A 19,899-nucleotide genomic window follows, 5' to 3' on the forward strand; every position below is an offset into this window, starting at 1 on the left:
GCACCAACCAGACATTGTGACAATTGCGTAAGTCCTGAATCTTTTAACTTTTAAATCAAAAAGTGTTGAACTTAAGCCAAACTGGCGTACAACTTTTCGTACTCGGACACTACGGAATCTAAAGAAAATAATTTCTGGATTCTTGCTCTTGCAGCCTTTCCTAGTGCTTCTCTATCAGAGGTTTCCATATTAATTAACTCTCGCCAAGCTTGAGCCAAAGCTTCAGGATTTTGGGGTGATATAACTCTTCCCGTATCTCCCACAATAAGAGCAGAATCACCAACATCCGTGACTACACAAGGTACACCGCAGGACATCGCTTCACCGACAACTAAAGGAAATGCTTCGCCATAGGCAGATGGCAAAGTAAAAATATCGAACGCAGCAGCCAATTGAGGTATATCGCGTCGCTCACCTAATAATTTTGTTTTTTTGACTAACTGTAAATCTTTAATTAAGCCAACTAAATTTTTATTGTCCTTGTCTACTTCCGTTCCGGCTAAAATAAAATATATATTTTCATTGTCGTATTTTTGGGATATCAAAGCTGCAGCTTGCAAAAAATTGTTGTGGTCTTTCATGGGATGATATCGTCCCATCATGCCAATTAAAATGCTGTCTTCAGGTAAAGATAGTTCAAATCGAATCTTGGATCTAGCTGCGGATGAAGGTGCAAAAATAGAAGTATCAAAACCGTTAGGAATTACGCAATTATGTTTGCTGTGATAACCTAACTTTTCATGCTTATGACGACTTGTTTGAGAAACAAATATATTACTTGCACTAAAGGGAGAAACATATGCTCCTGACTTAATTAATAATGCAGTTAATTTTTTTTCTAAACTTAATGAAGTCGGAGAGTAGTGAATGCTCCATAAAACGGGGACTTGAGATAAAAGAGATAATTTTGCCCACAGCGCTGCTATATTGCCATGATACATCCAGCCCTGAATTAAATCGGGCTTTATTTGACGAATTATTTTGATTAGTCTCCAAATATTAGCCGGTGTGGGTATTCCTTGTTCCATGTTTAAAGTGTAAATTGGAATACCGTTAGCTTCTATTCTATTCCCTAACGTTCCTTTATCAAGAAGAGAAATTACTGTAGGGCTAAAACATTCTCGATTAATTTTTGATAGTAACTGGTAAAGCATCATTTCTGCGCCACCAGTATCGAGTCCAGTAGTACAATAAACTATTTTCATCATCTGTTTTCCATAAAAACTGATTTATCAAATTGACTTTGCATTGTCATTGCAGCCATCAATGAAAATGTTGTCAACATGTATCTTTCATCTAAAACGTTATGACTAAAGATTCCCCATAGTAGAATAAAGCCAGCAAAAATAAAGCTAATATCTTTAACTTTTCCATAAGCTCCTTTAATAGTTGCATAAACTAACAGAGGCATGATTAATATTCCCAAAAAACCATGATCTATGATTAAATTAAGATATATATTATGCGTAGAAAGCCCTGCCGACCAACTGTGAGTTGTTCCTATACCATTGCCAATAATCGGGCTTTTAAGAAATCTATACCAGCCAACTTCAACAATATCTAAACGTGATGTGTCGTCATCAGCATCGCGAGAGGAAGGGTCTTGGAACCATACTAATCTTCCAGCAATATTATCATTTAATATATTCATTTCTTCTAAGGTAGTTATTAACAATGCACTGCCGAGAAATATCTGTAAAGCTCCTATAAATCCAATACCAAAAAAAACTTTTTTGAGTGAAATTATTTTTTTATAACTGAAAAATATAACCATCAATATCCAACTTAAAATAGCTCCTCTTGAGAATGTCATGAAAGCTCCGATACCGACGATAAATATAAATGGTAAACGCAATTTTCGGGGAATAATACTGACGCAAAAAATCATACTACAAATAAGCGAGCCACCAGCAATATTAGGATTGAGATAAAATCCTGCCGGTCTACCAGTTGTGTTAACTCCTCCAAAAAAATCTGGGTTGGTTAATTCTATAAAATTATTTACTGTAGTTACAATCGCTATCACTGCTATCGCCCATATAGCAACTTTTTGCACCATAGAGTGTTCTGAAAAAATCAAGTGCATTGTTACCAGATAAATTACCGAAAGTATTCTAGTATCTAGTTCTTGAATAGCTATTTCTGACCAATTAGTAAAATGAGTTAAGTAAATTACTGAGATACTTATATAAAAAAAACACCAAATTATTAATGGTTTTGATAAATATTTAAAACTATGCGAAATGTAACTGACAAATATTGGAGCCGAGAGCAGAAAAAAAATTCTCAGCGTTGTTAGAGGAGTAGGAAAAGAACCGCTTTCATACAAATATATATCTAAATGGCTATAAAATAGAAAGATAGCAAATATAGCTAAAAAGCATTTATAAACAACAATTAAATTTATTTTTAAACCCATCTCTATATTTTTATATATACTTTATATGATTATAAATACTTATTTATAAAACCTTACTATATGCGAGCTTATCTATTAGTTCTTCCCACTTTTGTGCAACAGATTCCAAGTTAAAACGCTGTACTATTTTGGGAGCATTAGAAGCTAGTCTTTGACGCTCTTTTTCGTCAGACATGAGATTTTCCATTGCTACGGTTAAAGCAGGTAAATCCTCATTTGGTACTAAAATGCCATCCCTGCCATGACTGATAATTTCTCGTGGTCCCGTAGGACAATCAAAAGAAATGACTGCTAGTCCGCAAGCCATCGCTTCGCACAGCGCATTCGGAAAACCTTCAAAGCGTGAAGACATTACAAATAAGTCTGCTCGCTGGAGATATTCGTGGGGATTCTTAACTCGTCCTGGTAAATCAATTCGTTCTGTTAGCTCTAATTGCTCGCGCAAAAGTTCTAGCTGTGGGCGTAATGAACCTTCTCCCAAAATTACTAATTTCCACTGAGGATATTTATCTTCTAGTTTGGCAAAGGCTTGTAATAGCAAATCAAAGCCTTTCTGTTCTTCAAGTCTTCCCATTGCGATGAGTAATTTATCCGCTTTTTCACAGGTTGTTTGCAGATTTTTTCCCCTCGCTATAGATGGTAAAACAACCGGATTAGGAATAATCAAGATACGTTTTTGTAATTGAAGCTGAAAATAATTTTGTATCCTTTGAGTTTGCACAATAATAGCGTCTGCTGATGGATATGTCCACTTTCGCAGTTTTGTCCAAATTCCTTCTGTACAAGACTTTATGGGATTATTTCGTTCTGAAATCAAGACCGGGATATTTAAACCTTTTGTTGCAAGTAATGTGAGTACATTAACTGTATCCATAAAACTAATGACGACATCAGGCTGACTTTGGTTTATTGCCGAACGCAATATACGAATACTATTCAAATTATTCCAAAGACCGAATATCTTATTCGGAGATTCTTTTGCAATTCCTAGAGCAACTTGGTTAATACGACTGTCTAATTTATAAAACGGTATATCTTGGTTGCTAACTAAAGTTAATAAAGTAATTTTCCAACCTTTCTCTGCCCAATAATTAGCCAATATAGATATTACTCTTTCTGCACCGCCAGAGGAAAGAGAATATATAATTAAAGTTAGTTTAATTTTGTCTCTGATTGTGGTTGTTTTTTTCTGTTTTATTAACATCTGTTTTTTATATAATTCTTTTGATTATTTGTAATCAATCTATTAAATTTTGAGTTTTTAGTTTCAAATTCAATTTATTTCTACCCACGCAGTATAAATAAATAAAAGAACCTAAATATACGCAACTTGTTGACAAGGCAATTCCTTTGACTCCAAACCAGTGCATAAAATATTTATTACCTATAATATTAACAATTAAATTTAAAGCAGACCCCCACACCAGTACTTGATTAATACGCATTGCGGAAATCAAACGCACAACTAAAATACTTGCAATATAAAAAGGAATTTGAAAAGCATAAAAAACTTGAATATTAGCCACCAAATTGGTATCGCTACTAGTGAACGAACCCCGTTGAAAAAGTATTCTCACTATTGGCTCAGAAAATACCATAAAAATTACTGTCAGCGGTACTGTAACTAAAAATATTAGGCGAAGATAATTATTAAACGTATGGCGGACATCATTCCAGTTTTGAGTCGCAATCATTTTGGAAAAATAAGGAATCACCGCAGTGCTTAAAGCTGTAGTGGTTAAAGTAATTGGCAAAGCAATAACTCTATTGCCGTAACTCAGTGCTGCCACGCTTCCGGGTGATAACATCGCTGCCATTGATTGATCTACTATATTGGTGCTGCACATCAAAAGAGATCCAGCTACTATTGGTAGATACTGTTGGGCGACTTGACGCAAATGAGGATCTAAGCCATACCATTTGGGAAATAGAACTATTCCTTGCTTTTTTAAACCTATTCCCAGAATGATAATTTCTATTACTGCACCTAAGATTAAACTAATAGCTAAAGTGAAGCTACCCCAAGACCATACTCCTACAAGCAATATAATGGTAATTAGGGGAGCCAGTATTGGTGTAAAAGCCGCCAAAGCGAAACGCTCCCCTGCATTCAACACAGCACCCCAAATAAAAACAATTCCTTCCAAAATTACCACGGGGGCTAGTGTATGCAGTAAACTATATGTTAAATTTAGTTTCTGACTATCAAACCCTCTGGCAATCTGAGGCAAATACAAAGGAGCTGCTAGTACCATTAGTACCGTTGTAATTATCAGCAGTACTACTCCCCAAATCATTACCCCCGACAGCAACCTTTGAGATGCTTTTTTCCCTTCAGACTCTCTTACTTCGATGTATTTCGGTATTAGGGCAGAACTAAAAGAGCCAGCAATAACATTGATAATAAAACTTGGAACCACAAAAGCAATTAAAAAAGCATCTAATTCATCTTTAGTACCAAATTTCCAAGCAACTACCAATTCTTTTGCGACTGCTACAACTTTGACCATTAATGTTAACGATGCAATGGTCATAGCCGCACCGAAAATTTTGCGATTGGTAGAACCGCTTGTTAGTTTTTTCCAAAATGTAACTAGGTTGTGCAATCGCAAAATTTTCATTTGTTATATTAGTTTCCTACCTGTTTAACGTGGTATAAAGTTGTTGCTGCCTGTATATTCACCTCCTCCTGCATTTGCATCAATAACAACACTGCTTAATAAGGAGTTATACCCTGTAGAATTTTCCCAAACATCCACATTTGCCAACCTAATAGAATATTCCGGGCGATTATAAAGTCTTGATTTAGGGTCGGGTAAATTCAGGAATATGTCATATTCACCTGATGGTATATTTGCTGGTAAACCACCTTCAATATTTACAGTTGTAGTGTTGCCAGCTAACCATCTGCGAGGATCTTCATTTACCCGTAAATAATACTCTTGGCTTGTTTGTTTATTCCGTAAAACTATTTCTACGAATCTGCGATTATAAGGACTAGCCCAGCCGACATTCTGTATATTTAGTTTAGCAAAGAACCTACCACCTGGCTTTGCAGTATTGGTAATCTCTGAATTTATAAGGTTAAATCGATAGCCTAAACGACGCTCGATTTCTCCGTAACATCCTTGATTTCTCCAAGTATCTAATACTCCTCGTTCAAATCGAGAATTTAAAGCACTCCAACGCATTCGCGATAATTCATTCAAAGCATTGTTGCAGCCAATATATGGTTGTGCGCGACTATCAGAATTACAGGTTTCTCCTCCCTGCACCACGTATAAGTTATCCTGGCTAAGATAGTTCTTCTGCTGTTCAATATCGTCATCAAGTAGGTAAGTTCCTCCATCATCTCTACTAGCCAAGAAACAGTCATTTATTGCACCCGTTCTAGCTCGGTTACTACTGTTAAATGCTTCAAAAGAATTTAAAGGACTTGCATTATCGTAAATTCTTTTTTTATAGTATGGATAACGTAAAGCTACCATCCTGTCAGAAGGAATTACAGACAAGAATTTAAATAAAATATCTTGCATATCTGTAGTATTCAGCAGGTCGTTTGTCGAGCGATTCCACTCTCCCCAAGCACCAATAAAGCCTGCGTGAACGTAAGCAATCACATCATAGTTGTTTTGCAATACCGGCCTTAATTGTTCCATATGAGAGATAATTCTGTCTTTAGAAGCGTCTGGTTCTCCTTGTTCCCAGTTATATGCAAATCTAATAATTAGTTTTACTCCTGCTTCTCTAGCTCTTTGGAAGTCATTTGATACCAAATTTAAAAAGGACTCAGATAGCGGACTATCCCTATAATTCGACAGTAGATAAATCCGACGAATCAAACTCATATTTTGACTTCTGACTTCTTGTAGTTTTCCTAGAGAAATCGGACTACTTGCATCAGGGCCATCTGATATGTAGAATCCCCTTTCTGGATTAGGAAAATTCTCGAAACTTTCAGAATATGAAGTATTTACTGTGGAAGCATTTAGAGGCATTATACGGCACCCATAGCTCAAACCAGTAATCACGATTAAAGATAAACTACTGACACACTTTTTGAGACTCTTTTTCATACCTTTGGTATCCCTAAACACATCCTGTGAATATAGAATTTATAAACACATAATTACCACAGAATGAGTCTATTTTTCTTCCTCCAAAAGATTTACGCGTTTTTAGGTTCAATTTTGATCTTATTCCCTTCTGTCGCTTCTTTCTCAGCAGAATTACTATTTCTCAAGCTCTCTTTGTGCCCTAAATTATCCAAATACTTAGGCTTGTACCCAGGCACCAATTGCTCTAATAAAAACTTAATAGAATTTGTATCGTTTTTACCAGCAGCTTGACAAAGTGCATCTACGGAAACATTCAGACTTTTTGGTATAATTCGGCTTGAATTCTTCACCATAAACAGCTTTTCATGTTCTGTCGGGTCGTATTCTTCTCCTTCTATAAACAGCTCTTCAAATAATTTCTCTCCCGGTCGCAAGCCTGTAAAAACAATGTCTATATCTTTATTCACCCTATAACCAGAAAGTCTAATTAATTCTGATGCTAAATCGACAATTTTTACAGGCTCGCCCATGTTCAGCATCAGTACTTCGCCACCTCTACCCAAAACTGCTGCCTGTAACACTAACTGTACTGCTTCGGGAATCGTCATGAAGTAACGACAGATGTCCGGATGAGTTACAGTTATCGGACCACCTGCGGCAATTTGCTTTTTAAATGTAGGAACAACGCTACCGCGACTACCTAAAACATTACCAAAACGCACGGCTACATAAGATTTACCGCTTTGCTTCGCGGCTTGCAGAACCACCATTTCTGCAACTCTCTTACTGGCTCCCATAATATTGGTGGGATTTACCGCTTTATCGGTGGAAATCATGACGAAATGGTTAACGTTGCATCGTAATGCTTCCTCAACTAAATTTTTAGTCCCAATTACATTGTTAGTGATGGCTTCTGGTGAATTCAATTCCATCAAGGGCACGTGTTTGTGGGCTGCTGCATGGAAAACAACGTCCGGTTGGAATTTGTCAAAGGCGTTCCTAAGTCTATCTTTGAAGCGAATATCGGCTATAAATCCTAAAATTCTTGGTGCGTACCCCGAAGCTTTACTATCTTCTTGTAAAAGTTTTACAAGCTGATTCAATTCTTGCTGAATCGTAAAAACGGAATTTTCTCCATGTCCCACCAACATTATTTCCTTGGGACGACAAGAGCAAATCTGACGGCAAAGTTCGCTACCAATAGAGCCACCCGCGCCAGTAATTAAAACTCTTTTTCCATTGATAAATTCAGCTACTTTTTCAATTTCGGTTTGTACGGGTTCGCGTCTGAGCAAGTCCTCGATTCTCACGTCGCGAATGCTATTCAAGCTAACTTTACCGTTGAGTATTTCGTTTATTCCCGGTAAGGTACAGGCTTGTATTCCGGCGGACTTACAAATATCAACGATTTCTCGAATCACTTCTCCCGCCACTGAAGGCATGGCAATAATTACTTTATCTACCCTCAAAGGCTCTAGAACTTCGGGAATTGAATGGCGATCGCCAACTACATGAATTCCCCGAATGCGTGCGTTGAATTTGGTTACATCGTCGTCAATGAAGGCTACAGGACGGAAACCTAAGTCACTACTGGTTTGCATTTCCTGTACGAGACTTACTCCAGCACTTCCAGCACCAACTATCAGTACTCGTTCGTCTTGATTGTGGAATCTACGAGTAAAAGCTAGACGCGAATGTCTGGTTCTCTCAACAACTCGAACGCTAAAACGTAATGCTCCAATAAAAATACAAGAAAGCAATCCATCGAGAAACGGTAGCGACCTTGGTAGTGTATCAACAGCCCAAGGTATGGTAAAGTTAATAACATCGAATAGTAAAGTTTGAATTACCATCGCAGCCACTATCAACATGGCTACATAGCTCAATTCTTCTACACCTGCATAACGCCAATAGCGCCGATAGAAACCAAAACTATAAAAAACACCGATTTTAACTGTCAAAAAAATTAAAGTTACTGTAATTAAGTCAGATACATATGGCTCAAGAGCTAAATCGCCATCTAAACGCAGTATCAAAGCTAAGAGCGGCGTAAAAGCAAAAACAATAACGTCAAAAATCAGTAAATGACGGTTTCTCAATTTCAACAAATTGTTAAACATAACTTTTGTCGATCTATCAAGCAGCCAATGAGAAACCATGAATAAACTATTCATCGCGATAAATACCTTCTGGGAAGTGTTCCAAAAACATAACCCTTGGGTCAAAATATCAGAGGCAATCAATAATATAATCTAATCAATATAAACTATTCACACACACCATAAGTTCCCCCATCAACATAGCTGTTTTTCGCTGATTGCGATATATCTAAAACTTCACCCTCGTTGCTTCTGCTTTGAAAGAAAAAGATTTTCAAAGGGACGCAGCAAAGTCAATCTTCTATATATCTAATTGAAAATAGCTATAGCCATCGACAGAGAAATACTATAATTGGAACGGTAATAGTCTATTAAATCTATTAATTGATTTTATCAATCAACTGATAACTTACCCAACAAGCATATTAGGTTTTAACAAAAGTTTACTAGCTCAACCATCTAGTTAAGCTCAAAAATTAAATTTGTTAGATAATTTATTCTCCCCCCTAAAAATATTAATCACTCAAAAGCAAGCACTTTCACGCAACAACACGAAAGCACACTTTAAAGACGAATCATCAATAAAATGTTTCGAGTAGTTCTTTTGTTATATGTTTTTCCCTGCATCAAAGTTAAAAATTCCTTAACTTGCATTACTATTGCTTTTCTCCAAGAGCAATAATTCACTGTTGTCAAACTCACCCTTTCTGCACCACCATTGACTCTAGTTTGAATTCCCACGTCATGTTTAGCATCAGGTGATTTTACATCAGAAGCCGTTTTATATAAAACTGGTATTTTCAAACAACAAGGATGCAACCCTTCTTTTTTGCCCAACTTATATCACTGTTTGTTCCAGAACAGGGATATAAAGTTGCTCTTGATAAAAGCTTTTGCATTTAAAGCTTTGTCAGCCCCCGGTTTTCGTGCTGACATTAAGCACCAAAAAATTGTTCTATAAAATCAAGTAATTTGACAATCGCGTGTGAACTTGCGATCGTCGATAACATATCTAAAACAAGACAATTCCGAAAAATAGACAAAATAACTAAGTAAGAAACAATAATCTAAAAATTAATTCTTGCTGTAACTGATTTATCTATTTTTATGTCTCAATATAATATCTAACAGTTTTTCGTAACATAGTCATGCCAATTTGGCATTAATTTGATGCTTTCGTAAATCAATAGACAATTTTTTATCAAGATGAAGATATTGATAAATTATCAGTTGATTGAAGATGAAACTCTGCGCCCTTCTCAACAAGTACAAATAAACCCGGTTTTTAGAGTAGTAGGATCGGCAATTAACCGGGCTTGCTATACTGCTGCAAGTATTGTCAAACTTATACTTTAGCTTGCAAAGACTTGAGCCATTCAGTATTCACGCCAGACTCACGAGTTAATGCAATTCTGCCGGTACGGGCAATTTCTCGCAAACCAAATTTTTGCAGTACCTGTACGATTGCGACTATTTTGCCTGGATCTCCCACAACTTCCACAGTTAAGGAATCTTCTGCGACATCCACTACCCTGGCTCGGAAAATTTGGGCTAGTTCCACAATTTCCGAACGATTGCTACTAGTAGCGTTAACCTTAATCAACATTAACTCTCGTTCTACACAAGGAATTTCGGTAATATCCTGAACCTTAAGAACATTGATTAACTTATACAATTGTTTTGTAAGTTGTTCTATAATGCGGTCATCACCGGGTACAACCATAGTAATTCGGGAGATTCCCGGTTGTTCTGCCGGTCCTACAGCCAGACTTTCGATATTAAAACCGCGACGTGCAAATAAACTAGAAATTCGCGAGAGAACTCCCGCTTCATCTTCTACAAGTACTGAAAGGGTATGTTTCATCAGTGAGCAGTTAACAGTAAGCAGTGAGAGTTAAGAATTATCAGTAATCAATAAATAGTTGTTTCGTTAGATTATAGGTTTGAGGGGACAGGTGTCAAAGGTTTAATAATTCTTAATATCAAGTCCTGCTAATTACTTGCGATCTAACCCATAGAGCAATCGTAAGTGTTTAACCGGACACGATTAAAACCTTAACTTCCTCTGGTGTAGCTTGAAGCTAATTGCTCTAATAATTGTTCTTCATTTTCAGCAGGTGCCAGACATTTTAAACCTTGGCAAACTAAACCTATACTATTGCGTGGTAAATCGGATTGTTCTACGAACATTGCCACAGGTAAAAACTTGTCCACAAGCGAACTGACTCGCTCTTTTTGGGTGCGAATTAAGGTACAGTTTCGATACCAATCCAGGGCAACGAATAAACTGGGGCAAGCTTGAGTGGCATCATTCATAACGCCGCGAAATGCTGTTAATGCTTGTTCAGCTAAATTTAGATATTGAAGATTATCTGTAACTAAAGTTAATCGTACTAAATTACATAAAGCGATCCCATTCGCTGAAGGTGTAGCACTATCTATATAATTGCGTTCTCGTACAATCAGTTCCTTACTGGCATCGCTTGCAGTATTAAAATAACCATGCAGTTCGACACTCCATAAATAATCGTTGAATTCTTCTTGCAGGGAAACTGCTTTTTCTAACCAAAAAGCAGGTTTACCCGTATCGGCTTTGAAACAAGCCTGATGTAAATCTAGCAAAGCTTTAATAAATAAAGCATAGTCTTCTGATTGAGCCAGTACCCCCGGTTTACCTTCGTAATTGAGTCGGTAAAATCTGCCATCAACAAATTGATTTTCTAAAACAAATTTGGCTGCTTGGGTTGCCATTTCCAGATATTCCAGTTGGGAGAATACTGCATAAGCTCTTGCTAAACCGGAAATCATAATCGCATTCCAAGCAACAATCATTTTAGTATCGGTTACTGGGGGAATGCGACCTTGCCAGTTATGAGATTTTGCTTGAGCATTGTTACGAGCCGGAGCAAATGTTTTGATGGTGCTGCTGTCATCGCCGTAACGAGCTGTAAATAATTTTTCTAAAGTTGCTTCAAGAGTATTGCTCAATCTATCTGAGTTACGCTTTTGCAAAACGTTTTGATTTTCAAAGTTACCGTTGGGTGTAACTGTAAAGTTTTGTTGTAATTCGGTTAATTCTGCCCGAGTCAGCAATTGCTCTAAGTCGCTAAAGCCCCAAACATAAAAAGCACCTTCCTCCGGTTCAACATCTTCTTGGGTAATGAAACTATCAGCATCCTGAGCAGCATAGAAATAACCGTTGGGTGCTGTCATTTCTCGTTGCAGCCATTTTACGGTTTTCGCGATCGCGGTTTCAAAAGCAGGTTCTTTAACTCCGGCACTCCACAAGTTAGCCAGATATTCGACTATTTGACCGTTATCGTAAAGCATTTTCTCGAAATGCGGTACAGTCCAAGTAGGATCGACTGTATAGCGGTGAAACCCACCGGCAACATGGTCAAAAATTCCCCCAAGGGCTAAATCTAAGCCACGTTGAGTACAAATTTGTTTGCAGTCGTACCTAGAAGTAAAATTAAATCTGCTTCCTTGTAATGCCATCTGTGCATAGGGGATCGTAGGAAAACTATTGCCTTGCTCATTAGGAGCAATAATTCCAGTAAAAATTTCCCAACCTTTTTGCAATAGTTGATTGTCTTGTGTTTCTGCTGTAGCTTCAGTTTGCAGTACCGCAGATGTCAGCAGCGATTCCAAAATAACCGCTTTACGTTTTTGTAAATCTTGTTTTTCGGTATCGTAATAATGACGAATTGCCTTTAGCACCTGCAAAAAACCGGGACGATTATAACGTTCTTCTGGAGGGAAATAGGTTCCGGCATAAAATGGTACTAAGTCATCGGGAGAAAGAAAAGCGTTTAAAGGCCAACCACCTTGTCCGCTCATCATCTGCAAAGCCTGCATATAAATGCTATCAATATCAGGTCTTTCTTCCCTATCTACTTTAATAGGAATAAAATTAGCATTCATATATTCAGCTACTTCTAAATCCGAAAAAGCTTCTCCCTCCATGACAGTACACCAGTGGCAGCTAGAATAACCAATAGAAAGAAATATTGGTTTATTTTGCTCCACGGCAGTAGATAGGGCTTCATCGCACCAACTCCACCAATCAATAGGGTTTTCAGCGTGTTTGCGGAGGTAAAGACTTTGGGCTGAAGCGAGTCGATTAGTCATGATTTCAAAAATATCAAAAGCTTTATCTGTGCTTAGTTTATCGTTTAAATTCAAGCAGGCACGCTTTTTAATTATAAGAAATCAAATCGTAAGGCTTAGTTTTTAGCCGCATTAATTTAACTTCAACTATATAAGTATTGATTAATACCTATAGAGAAAATCAATGATAGCTAAATAGCTAAATAATATTAGTTAAAAATCAAATAAAATACGTGAATATATTAACCGTTACAAAGCTTTATACTTAGTATGCAGGCTTTTCACCTATTTTTATTAATACCAATTTTTGACCAATACTAGTTTTAACTATTCTATTTTTAACTAAAGTTGCAACGAATTTACTTTAAAGAACGAACCAGTAAGCTTACGACTGGTTCTGAGTAGGTGTTTATGGGAGATTCCAAATTTGAACTTATAACTTGATTAGTATTTGAGCTTAATCCAAATATTAAATTAAGTAATAAGGTTATGATTGTGGCTTGTACTAATCTTTTCAACATGACCGATTCCTATTTTTCTTAGACTCTAAATAATTGGCATTTCAATTTCAGATAATTAACCTTTCATGCCTCTTGTATTACTGTTTTACTTGCGATAATGCTTTAATCCGGATACCGAATAACACAAATGCACAGCATGTTACATTTACACTTATTCCTATAAGTAATATAACTTAGACAAATAGTTGTTCGCTGCATCCTTTAAGAATCAATATTGTTGCAAACGTACTGTTGATAACAACAATTAGCTTAGTAATCGATAGAATGTATGTAAATTAACTATAACTAGGCTGCATGATTCCTATCGTTATTGAACAATCTGGTCGCGGCGAACGCGCCTTTGATATCTACTCGCGGCTACTACGTGACCGTATCATCTTCTTAGGTCAACCTATTGATAGCAACGTAGCTAACTTAATAGTTGCCCAAATGCTGCTGTTAGATGCAGAAGATGCGGAGAAAGATATCTACATGTATATCAACTCTCCTGGTGGTTCGGTAACTGCTGGTATGGGTATTTTTGATACCATGAGACATATTCGCCCGGATATTTGTACTATTTGTACGGGACTAGCTGCCAGTATGGGTGCTTTCCTGCTTACTGCTGGTACTAAAGGTAAGCGGATGAGTTTGCCTCATTCTCGAATTATGATTCACCAACCTTTAGGTGGAGCTCAGGGACAAGCAACTGATATTGAAATTCAAGCGAAAGAGATTCTCTATCATAAGCAACAGCTAAATCAATATTTAGCTGAAAATACCGGTCAACCCATTGAACGTATTGCAGAAGATACTGAAAGAGATTTCTTCATGTCACCCTCGGATGCCAAAGATTATGGCTTAATTGACCAAGTGATAGACAGGCATTCTGCTGGTAGCCGTCCGATGGCTGTGGTGTAGTAGAGATTCACTGCTCAAAAGTTAATAATTCTATTAACTATTGAAAAGATGAATATCAACTCACAGAGACTCCATTCCACAAGTCATGAATTTCGCAATGGGATTCCTTTTACATAAGGAATTCCATTTCAACTAGATCGATAAGCTGCAATAGGAATTTTTGATGATTATTTTGATTAAATTTTCCTATTTAGGCTTATTGTCAAGTATTGCAGGTAATAATTAGCTATGATTAACTATCAGTTTTACTTATTATACCAGAATAATCAAGTATTTCTATAGCTTTTGTAACCGATTGAGTTTTAGAAAATAAAAAAAATAGTTGCGAGCTTAAATACTTATAAGGTCTGTTTATTTGATTGGGCTACAACTGTTCCGTGAAAATATGGGAAATCCTCAAAATTTGGGCGAGGGTTAATTGTAAAATCTATAACATGCGAAGTTTAATTGAATTGATTAACAATATCAGCGCCATACAAAATTACAATAATTGAAATTCAGCTAGCTGAAGCTTTAGATTTAATCTTGTTAGCACTTCCTCTAGTTCAAACGGTTTAGTCAAGTAGTCAGCAGCGCCAACTTGAAACCCTTTATTTCGATACAAGCCTCTTGCTAAAGCACTCAACAAAATAACTGGTATTTCCTTATATCATTTCTTTATAAAGATGCGCCGAATTAAGCCTACGCAGGTAGGCTTTGTATCAGTAGCTCCACTCTTTCAGAGTGAGAGCGATTGAGCGCAGCCTCATACAGAATTGGTATTAGTTAAAAAATTATTTTGGACTTGCTGACACAGTTGATACCATCTACTTCAGGCATGAGAATATCGAGGAGTATTAAATCTGGTAGCTGTAATTCAATAGTCTTCAAAGCAATCTCTGCATTCACAGCTTGTCTTACTTTATAATTATGATTTTGAAGTATTGTAGATAACAATCACAAGTTATCTGGTTCATCGTCAATAATCAGAATATTCGCTTGAAACTCTTTTATTCCGTCGTAGCTTTTATTTATTAAAACTAAAATGCTCCCAAAATAAGCAATTAACAGTGAAAATTTGCAAGATGGAAAGACGGCAATCATAAGCTGCTAACTCTTATGAGCATTGGCTGAGTTTAGAAATCAAATCAAATTGATAATTATTTGCTAAATCATTGAGTTGCTTTTGAAGACTATTATATTGCGGAGGAATTTCTCTAATTAATTGTAAAACTTTACTTTGATTACAATTTAAAGCAGCAGCATTAACTTGGCTACACCATTCTTTTGGCATCACCTGTAATGCTTCGGGGGTTAATTCTTTTAAGTAGATATTGTTTGCTGAGGAAGACAAATTGCGATCTAATTCATAAATATATTTAGCTCCCGTATGTCTGGCAATTTTCTCCAAAAGAACTTCTTCTTGAAACGGTTTGGGGATAAAATCATCGCAACCTATCATTAATATTAATTCTCTATTTTCGTTAAATGCTGTGGCTGTCAAAGCAATAATCGGGATGTGATGTTGAGTATTTTTTTCTTTTTCTCTAATTTGTTTGGTAGCTTGATAACCATCTATTACGGGCATTCGCATATCCATCAATATCAGGTTTGGCTCATCTTGCTCCCATAATTCTATTGCTTCTTGACCGTTATTTGCTTCTACTAATTGGAATCCAATTGGAGTTAGTAATTCTATTAGTAATTGACGGTTATCCCAGTTGTCTTCAACTACAAGAATAGTAAATTCTTTTTGATTTGGAGCTAAACCAATTACGCGCCCTTTTGCTAAAGATTGATTTACTTGCTCATTTGCTGTTACACCAGCAATAATATTAAATTCAACTGTGGTTCCTTCACCTAATTTACTGTGAATTTTAATATCACCACCCATTAACTGTACGAATCGTTTACAAATTGCCAAACCTAAACCAGTTCCATCTTGAGCTTGGTAAGTTGGATTACTTTGCACGAATGCATCAAAAATAGACTTTAACTCTTCAGTTGCAATACCTTTTCCACTGTCTGTAATTTGAAATTGTAAACTTAGAGTAGAAGAAGAAAGCAAAGGATTTTCTGTATTTTGCTCTTGGGTTTTTGTTTGATTACTTTCTTGTATGCTTTTTTCTTCCTGGCTTGCCAAAGCTGTTAATCTTAATTCGACTTTACCGGAATCTGTAAATTTAATCGCATTCCCTAGTATATTAATTAGTATCTGACGTAGTTTACTTTCATCGGTTTGTATATACTGGGGAATCTCTGGATCTAATTCAAATGTAAATTGTAATTGTTTCGACTTTGCTTTTAGGTATAACATTGATTCGATACCGTCGAGCAAACGGTAAAGGTCAAAGCTGGTAATATGAAGCTCTGCCATACCCGCTTCAATTTTGGAAATATCTAAAATATCGTTGATTAAACCTAATAAATGATGACTGCTACGCAGTATAGTATCTAAATATTGTTTTTGCTGAGTTTGTAAATTGCGCTGTCGGTTTAAAATTTGGGTAAAACCAAGAATTGCGTTGAGTGGAGTTCGCAATTCATGAGTCATTCTGGCAAGAAATTCACTTTTGGCATGGTTTGCAGCTTCTGCGGTTTGTTTTGCACGAATTAATTCTTGACTTTGCTGTTCTAATTTGGCATTTGCTCGCAGCAAGTTGGTAATATCACTGGAAATCCCACAAATCCCGTAAGCGACTCCATCGGCATCGAATAAAGGAGCTTTGATAGAAAGGTATGTGAATAAGTTATTTTGCAACGGAATTGTTTCTTCAAATTCTAAGGAAGTTCCGGTGGCAATAACTTGATTATCGTTATTCCGTAAATTATCGGCTATATCTGGGGAGAATAATTCGTAATCGGTTTTTCCTAAAATTTCTGATTCTGGTGAGTTAGCTAAAGTTAAATATTGCTTATTAATGAGTACATAACGCCCTTCAATATCTTTAACGTAAATTATTGATGAGGTGTTGTCCAAAATTGCTCGCAGTTGTTGTTCGTTTTGCTGCAATGCAGCATAAGTTTGACTGAGTTGTTCTTCAACTTTTTTAATATCGCTGATATCTACAAAGGTTACCACTAGACCATCAAAGCTGCTATCATCTTGACGGTAGGGGAAAATCCGCATCAATAAACTAACGCCAGTTTTGTTGAGCTTAACTTCTTGCTGTAATTGTTTTTGGTTCGCAATGACTTCTTTTAAGAGCGCAATAAAATCTTGACAGTCCATATTATGGGACAAGTGTTCCAAAGGACGATCTATATCTGCTTCTACTAAGTTAATTGCAGCAGTTGCAGCAGGGGTAAACTTACGAATTTTCAGTTTTCTATCCAAGAACACGACACCAATATCGGTTGTGCGAAGCAAATTTTCGACATCGCTGTTAAGTTCTGTTAGTTCGTGGATTTTCGATTGATATTGGACGTTAACGGTGTGAAGTTCTTCGTTGACTGAATGTAATTCCTCATTGGTACTTTGCAACTCTTCGTTAGATGCAATCAATTCTTCGTTAGTGGCTTGCTGCTCTTCGTTGGTAGTTTCGAGTTCTTCAATTGTCGCTTGTAAGTTTTCGCGGGTTTGTTGAAGTTCGTATTCTAAATCTGTAATGTGAAGAGATGCTTCTGTATCTGCTTCAAAGTAGTGAGTGCTTGACTCTTCTTCTACTAAATGCTTATCTTGTTTAATTTCAACTCTGTAAAAATCCCCAGATAGCACTTTACTAGTTTGATGGTGACTAACCTTAAGGCTAACTAAGATAGTTTTATCTTCTTTTTCTAGGTTAATCCCAGTATAAATTACGGAACGCTTTTCCCGCTTGGCTCGATGTAGTGCAGTATTTAAAGGTAGCTCTAGAGCAGGTACTACTAATTTAACTACATTTTGAGTAACGCGACCATAGCGAATTTCTAGCACGTCTGCTGTATTTCCAAATACATGAAGAACTTGATTGTCTTTGTTCACAATCAAGCAGGTTGAATTGTTTTCGGTTAATACAGCATTCAGGGTTTCTTCAAGCAATGGTACATCCCGTGTTTTACTGGCATTCTTAGACTTTAGTGGCTGTAGCGAACGTTTAGAATAATTCTCAAATCCTTGGAAGCTCAAAGGTAAAAGTATATCGCGCTGCTTTTGAAAGATTTTTATTTTGTTTCCAACCTGTAAAAATTCACCTTCAAAGTCTCCTACTACTTCTGATTCTCCTAAAAATAAATAACCTCTGGTAATTAAAGAAAAGTGGAGGCTTCGTAAGACTTGTTTTTGTAATTGTGGCTGCATATAAATCAGCACGTTACGACAGCTGATAAAATGCATTCGCGTAAAACCTGCATCTTTAGTTAAATCTTGGGGAGCAAAAATTAACATTTCCCGTAGTTTTCGCACTACTTCATAGGATTGAATCCCAGGAATAAAATACCGTTCTAAACGTTCTTGAGTAATGTCTTTGGCTATATTTTCTGGGTAAATTCCTGCTGCCGCTTTTTCTAAAGAACTTTTATCGATATCTGTGGCAAAAATTTTAACCTTTACCTGCTTTTCTAAATCGGAAATTGCTTCATCAAGAAGTATAGCTAAAGAATAAGCTTCCTCTCCGGTAGCACAGGCACTTACCCAGCACCTAATTTCTCCTCCATCTTGGGTTTGTGCTACTAAAGCAGGGATAATATTGTTTTCTATAAATTGCCAAGGCTTAGCATCGCGGAAAAATTTCGTTACGCCGATGAGCAGATCGTTGCACAGAATTTCTAATTCTTCAGTATCTTCTTGCAAGCGCAAAATATAATCGTCAATACTATTAGATTCGGTAATTAAACAACGGCGATGAATCCGCCGAGATAGTGTAGAGGCTTTGTAATGAGAAAAATTGATATTATTATGGCGATTAATTATAGTGGTAATTTGCTGTAGTTTCAAAGCATCAACTAAAAGCTTATTATCTTCGCTAATTTTTTGGACATCCGTCGGTGATTTGAGATAATTGTAAAGAACTTCTGCTAATTCTTGTGGCGAACCGATTTTATCGATAAGTCTTGTAGAAATTGCGCTACTAGGCATTCCCTCAAATTCAGCAGTTTGTGGAGCTTGCGACATGGCAATACCGCCATTTTCATTGAGCAAGCGCAAACCTTCAGATCCATCGCTACCGCTACCAGAAAGAATTATCCCTACCGCGCGATCGCTAACATCTTCTGCTAACGATTGCAAAAATATATCTATAGGAAAATTTGGTTTGGGACGGTTTCTATCCTGCTGTTGAAAGTACAGCTTTCTTCCTTGTATGACTAAATTTATACCTGGAGGAATTAGGTAAATACAGTTTGGCTTCACAGCCATACCATCTTCTACTCGATATACCTTCATTTTGGTATAGCGTTCGAGTAGTTCTTTCATCAAGCTTTTAAAATCTGGCGATAAATGCTGAATTACAACGAAAGCAGCACCACTATCTGCGGGCATATTTTCAAAGAATTCTTCTAGCGCTCGCAAACCACCCGCAGAAGCACCAATGCCAACTACGAAAAAGTTTTGACTGTCCTTCGTTTTGTCTTGATTGTTTTCGTCAGATTTATAAGTCATTTTTTATGTATTAAATGATACTATAGCTTAATGTGAAGTATCTATCTGATAATAAAGATAAAACTATAATAGATTACTGTCCATAAAGTATCATTCTTCAACATATTTTTTTCGATATATTCTAAGATTATGGCTTAGATAATTAGGAATTAACCATTAAGTAAGAAATATGGAGAGATTAGAACAAAGAGACAAGAGAATAATCCCGGTTCTTCTAATTATTAGTTAATAACGA

The 19,899-nt window shown here is 36.6% G+C and carries 12 protein-coding genes; 1 reads left to right on the top strand and 11 read right to left on the bottom strand.

The genetic code is table 11. From position 1 onward, the window contains the following. Positions 1 to 71: 71 nt before the first annotated feature. From RIV7116_RS01230 to RIV7116_RS01270, 9 genes are all read right to left on the bottom strand, one after another. The gene (locus RIV7116_RS01230) at positions 72 to 1,208 is read right to left on the bottom strand and encodes a glycosyltransferase (protein WP_015116437.1); all 1,137 of its coding nucleotides are present in this window, start codon (positions 1,206 to 1,208) and stop codon (positions 72 to 74) included. Beyond that, positions 1,205 to 2,419: an O-antigen ligase gene (locus RIV7116_RS01235; RefSeq protein ID WP_015116438.1), complete on the bottom strand. Its 1,215-nt coding sequence runs from the start codon at positions 2,417 to 2,419 to the stop codon at positions 1,205 to 1,207. Before RIV7116_RS01235 ends, RIV7116_RS01230 begins: the two co-directional genes overlap by 4 nt. A 43-nt stretch (positions 2,420 to 2,462) precedes the next feature. Next, positions 2,463 to 3,623, bottom strand: a complete 1,161-nt coding sequence (locus RIV7116_RS01240) for a glycosyltransferase family 4 protein (protein ID WP_015116439.1) — start codon at positions 3,621 to 3,623, stop codon at positions 2,463 to 2,465. A 34-nt stretch (positions 3,624 to 3,657) separates the two neighbouring features. Beyond that, complete coding sequence (gene murJ / locus RIV7116_RS01245) at positions 3,658 to 5,040, bottom strand: murein biosynthesis integral membrane protein MurJ (RefSeq protein ID WP_015116440.1); 1,383 nt, start codon at positions 5,038 to 5,040, stop codon at positions 3,658 to 3,660. 24 nt (positions 5,041 to 5,064) lie between these two features. Further along, complete coding sequence (locus RIV7116_RS01250) at positions 5,065 to 6,495, bottom strand: DUF4832 domain-containing protein (protein ID WP_015116441.1); 1,431 nt, start codon at positions 6,493 to 6,495, stop codon at positions 5,065 to 5,067. Between the two features lie 92 nt (positions 6,496 to 6,587). Further along, positions 6,588 to 8,651 carry a nucleoside-diphosphate sugar epimerase/dehydratase gene (locus tag RIV7116_RS01255; RefSeq protein WP_015116442.1) on the bottom strand — a complete coding sequence of 688 codons (2,064 nt, stop codon included), beginning with the start codon at positions 8,649 to 8,651 and terminating at the stop codon, positions 6,588 to 6,590. A gap of 489 nt (positions 8,652 to 9,140) precedes the next feature. Next, the gene (locus RIV7116_RS01260) at positions 9,141 to 9,413 is read right to left on the bottom strand and encodes a hypothetical protein (protein ID WP_044290706.1); all 273 of its coding nucleotides are present in this window, start codon (positions 9,411 to 9,413) and stop codon (positions 9,141 to 9,143) included. 508 nt (positions 9,414 to 9,921) lie between these two features. Then, positions 9,922 to 10,440: an acetolactate synthase small subunit gene (ilvN, locus tag RIV7116_RS01265; protein WP_015116444.1), complete on the bottom strand. Its 519-nt coding sequence runs from the start codon at positions 10,438 to 10,440 to the stop codon at positions 9,922 to 9,924. Positions 10,441 to 10,631: 191 nt separating this feature from the next. Next, complete coding sequence (locus RIV7116_RS01270; protein WP_015116445.1) at positions 10,632 to 12,707, bottom strand: thioredoxin domain-containing protein; 2,076 nt, start codon at positions 12,705 to 12,707, stop codon at positions 10,632 to 10,634. 794 nt (positions 12,708 to 13,501) lie between these two features. Between RIV7116_RS01270 and clpP the strand changes: the two genes are divergently transcribed. Further along, the gene (gene clpP / locus RIV7116_RS01275; protein WP_015116447.1) at positions 13,502 to 14,107 is read left to right on the top strand and encodes an ATP-dependent Clp endopeptidase proteolytic subunit ClpP; all 606 of its coding nucleotides are present in this window, start codon (positions 13,502 to 13,504) and stop codon (positions 14,105 to 14,107) included. Between the two features lie 765 nt (positions 14,108 to 14,872). Here the strand turns inward: clpP and RIV7116_RS37510 are convergent. Then, positions 14,873 to 15,043 carry a response regulator gene (locus tag RIV7116_RS37510; protein WP_083894031.1) on the bottom strand — a complete coding sequence of 57 codons (171 nt, stop codon included), beginning with the start codon at positions 15,041 to 15,043 and terminating at the stop codon, positions 14,873 to 14,875. A 160-nt stretch (positions 15,044 to 15,203) separates the two neighbouring features. Further along, the gene (locus RIV7116_RS01280) at positions 15,204 to 19,664 is read right to left on the bottom strand and encodes a chemotaxis protein CheB (protein WP_015116448.1); all 4,461 of its coding nucleotides are present in this window, start codon (positions 19,662 to 19,664) and stop codon (positions 15,204 to 15,206) included. Positions 19,665 to 19,899 lie beyond the last annotated feature (235 nt).

The sequence above is a fragment of the Rivularia sp. PCC 7116 genome (assembly GCF_000316665.1).
Lineage (GTDB): Bacteria > Cyanobacteriota > Cyanobacteriia > Cyanobacteriales > Nostocaceae > Rivularia.

What these genes read in the sequence shown, in the direction of transcription:
- RIV7116_RS01230 (WP_015116437.1), bottom strand. Translation starts at nt 1,208, where the DNA reads ATGATGAAAATAGTTTATTGTACTACTGGACTCGATACTGGTGGCGCA.
- RIV7116_RS01235 (WP_015116438.1), bottom strand. Translation starts at nt 2,419, where the DNA reads ATGGGTTTAAAAATAAATTTAATTGTTGTTTATAAATGCTTTTTAGCT.
- RIV7116_RS01240 (WP_015116439.1), bottom strand. Translation starts at nt 3,623, where the DNA reads ATGTTAATAAAACAGAAAAAAACAACCACAATCAGAGACAAAATTAAA.
- murJ (WP_015116440.1), bottom strand. Translation starts at nt 5,040, where the DNA reads ATGAAAATTTTGCGATTGCACAACCTAGTTACATTTTGGAAAAAACTA.
- RIV7116_RS01250 (WP_015116441.1), bottom strand. Translation starts at nt 6,495, where the DNA reads ATGAAAAAGAGTCTCAAAAAGTGTGTCAGTAGTTTATCTTTAATCGTG.
- RIV7116_RS01255 (WP_015116442.1), bottom strand. Translation starts at nt 8,651, where the DNA reads ATGAATAGTTTATTCATGGTTTCTCATTGGCTGCTTGATAGATCGACA.
- ilvN (WP_015116444.1), bottom strand. Translation starts at nt 10,440, where the DNA reads ATGAAACATACCCTTTCAGTACTTGTAGAAGATGAAGCGGGAGTTCTC.
- RIV7116_RS01270 (WP_015116445.1), bottom strand. Translation starts at nt 12,707, where the DNA reads ATGACTAATCGACTCGCTTCAGCCCAAAGTCTTTACCTCCGCAAACAC.
- clpP (WP_015116447.1), top strand. Translation starts at nt 13,502, where the DNA reads ATGATTCCTATCGTTATTGAACAATCTGGTCGCGGCGAACGCGCCTTT.
- RIV7116_RS01280 (WP_015116448.1), bottom strand. Translation starts at nt 19,664, where the DNA reads ATGACTTATAAATCTGACGAAAACAATCAAGACAAAACGAAGGACAGT.